4 protein-coding genes are annotated in these 2804 nt (G+C 67.4%); all 4 read left to right on the plus strand.

All coding sequences use genetic code 11. The annotated features are described in order from the left end of the window. A partial coding sequence (locus ACR2JA_RS10765; protein ID WP_434009080.1) for a thymidylate synthase occupies nt 1-762 on the plus strand: 762 nt, incomplete at its 5' end. A 216-nt stretch (nt 763-978) separates the two neighbouring features. After that, nucleotides 979-1893: a DMT family transporter gene (locus ACR2JA_RS10770; RefSeq protein ID WP_434009081.1), complete on the plus strand. Its 915-nt coding sequence runs from the start codon at nt 979-981 to the stop codon at nt 1891-1893. Then, complete coding sequence (locus tag ACR2JA_RS10775; protein ID WP_434009082.1) at nt 1886-2395, plus strand: dihydrofolate reductase; 510 nt, start codon at nt 1886-1888, stop codon at nt 2393-2395. Before ACR2JA_RS10770 ends, ACR2JA_RS10775 begins: the two co-directional genes overlap by 8 nt. A gap of 8 nt (nt 2396-2403) precedes the next feature. Continuing rightward, the coding region (locus ACR2JA_RS10780) for an exodeoxyribonuclease III (protein WP_434009083.1) at nt 2404-2804 on the plus strand (401 nt) is incomplete at its 3' end.

Consider the following 2804-nt stretch of genomic DNA (forward strand, 5'->3'; position numbering starts at 1 on the left):
GGCGACCGCACCGGCACCGGCACCCGCAGCGTGTTCGGCCACCAGATGCGGTTCGATCTGAACGAAGGCTTCCCGCTGGTGACCACCAAGAAGGTGTTCCTCAAGGCCATCATCGTCGAGCTGCTCTGGTTCATGCGCGGCGACTCCAACGTGAAGTGGCTGCAGGAACGCGGCTGCACCATCTGGGACGAATGGGCGCGCGAAGACGGCGAACTCGGCCCGGTGTACGGCGTGCAGTGGCGCAACTGGCCCAAGCCGGGCGGCGGGCATATCGACCAGATCAGCGAAGTCGTCAAGCAGCTCAAGACCAACCCCGACAGCCGCCGCATCATCGTCAGCGCCTGGAACGTCGCCGACCTGGAGCAGATGGCGCTGATGCCCTGCCACGCCTTCTTCCAGTTCTACGTCGCGCCGGCCACCGAACCTGGCGGGCGTGGCAAGCTGTCCTGCCAGCTCTACCAGCGCAGCGCCGACATCTTTTTGGGCGTGCCCTTCAACATCGCCAGTTACGCGCTGCTGACCCACATGCTGGCGCAGCAGTGCGACCTGGATGTGGGCGACTTCATCTGGACCGGTGGCGACTGCCACATCTACAGCAACCACCACGAACAGGTGGAACTGCAACTGAGCCGCCAGCCCCTGGCCTACCCGACGCTGAACATCAAGCGCAAGCCCGATTCGATCTTCGACTACGCCTACGAGGACTTCGAGGTGCTCGGCTACGAGTGCCACCCGGCCATCAAGGCGCCCGTTGCGGTTTGATGGTTTGGTGCAAGCCACCCACCCGCAACACATGTCCATCCGCCATCCAGTGGCACCGCCGGGCTGGCTTTGCCAGACGGCCAGTGCCGCCCCCTGGGGGGCTGAGGGCTTTGGCTCCAAGCCTGCCTGCGCAGGCGTGGACAGACCGAAGTGGCTTCGGCTCTGGCGAAGCCGCGGCCTGCAAGGCACGCGAAGCGGCGCGGGGGGATCACTCCTTTGATCACCCGCCGCCAGCTCTGGGCGCTGCTGGCCCTCACGCTCATGTGGGGGGTCAACTGGCCCATGATGAAACTTTCGCTGCAGCAGCTCAGCCCGCTGTACTTCCGCGCCAGCACCATGCTGCTGGGCGCGGCCTGGCTGTTTGTCTATGTGGCGGCCAAAGGCGAGCGCATGCGTCCCGCGGGCCGCGAGTGGCTGGCCATCGCCGCGCTGGGCCTGCCGAACGTGCTGGGCTGGCACACGCTGTCCATCTTCGGCGTGCAGGAACTGGCCTCGGGCCGCGCCGCCATCCTGGGCTTCACCATGCCGATCTTCACCGTGCTGATCGGGGCCGCCTTCTTTGGCGAACGCATCACCCCGCGCGTGCGGCTGGCGGTGGTGTGCGTGAGCATCGCCATCGGCCTGCTGCTGTGGAACGAGTTGCAACGCCTGACGGGCCGCCCGGTGGGCGTGGCCTGGATGCTGGGCGCCGCCGTGTCGTGGGCGCTGGGGACGCTGATGTTCCGCCGCGCCCAACTGACGCTCTCGCCGCTGGTGGTCACGGTCTGGATGCTGCTGCTGGGCAGCTTCGTCGTGTGGGCGCTGGCGCTGTCGCTGGAGCCGCTGCCGCAGCCCGCCAGCTTCACGCCGCTGATGTGGACCAGCCTGGCCTACGGCGTGCTCATCAACTACGGCTTCGCTCAGCTGATCTGGTTCGGCATGGCCCGCAACCTGCCCCCCGCCACCAGCGCCATGAGCGTGATGGCCATCCCGCTGGTGGGCACGCTCAGCGCCACCCTCATCACCGGCGAGGTGCCGCACTGGCAGGACTGGCTGGCCATGGGCTTTGTGATGGTGGCCATCGCCAGCGTGCTGCTGCCCCTGGGCGCGCTGCGGCGGCGGTCGACCGCGGCACAATCGCCCGATGCCTGAGAACACCGCCCCCGCTCGCCTGCACCTGATCTACGCCCGCGCCGCCAACGGCGTGATCGGCCAAGACAACCAGCTGCCCTGGCACCTGCCCGAAGACCTGGCGCACTTCAAACGCACCACCCTGGGCTGTCCGGTTCTCATGGGTCGCAAGACCTGGGACTCGCTGCCGCCCAAGTTCCGGCCCCTGCCTGGCCGTCTCAACATCGTCATCACGCGCGACACCGGCTTTGTCGCCCAAGGGGCGGCCATCGCGCATTCGCTCGAAGCAGCGCGCGAGCTCTGCCCCACGGGCAGCGACGCCTGGGTGATCGGTGGCGCGCAGATCTACGCCCAGGCCCTGCCGCTGGCCCACACAGTGGTGGTCACCGAGATCGCCTGCGACTTCGAGGGCGATGCCTTCGCCCCCACCCTCGGCCCCGAATGGCGCGAGGTCGCGCGTGAAGAACACGTGGCCGCCAGCGGCCTGCCCTTCGCCTTCGTCACCTACACCCGCTCTGCCTGAAAGCCACCATGCAACTCGCGACCTGGAACGTCAACTCCCTCAACGTGCGCCTGCCCCAGGTGCTGGCCTGGCTGGCCTCCAACCCGGTGGACGTGCTGGCCCTGCAGGAACTCAAGCTCACCGACGACAAGTTCCCGCTGCAGGCCTTCACCGAAGCCGGCTACCAGGCCCAGTGGTTCGGGCAGAAGACTTACAACGGCGTGGCCCTGCTGAGCAAAGCACCCGCGGCCGACGTCATCAAGAACATCCCGGGTTTTGAAGACGAACAGTCGCGTGTGCTGTGCGCCACCATCGCCAACGTGCGCGTGATCGGCGCCTACTTCCCCAACGGGCAGGAGCCCGGCAGCGACAAGTTTGCCTACAAGATGCGCTGGCTGACCGCGCTGCGCACCTGGGTGCAGGCCGAGAT

Origin of the sequence: Hydrogenophaga sp. (genome assembly GCF_051007235.1) — a bacterium.
Taxonomy (GTDB): domain Bacteria; phylum Pseudomonadota; class Gammaproteobacteria; order Burkholderiales; family Burkholderiaceae_C; genus Hydrogenophaga.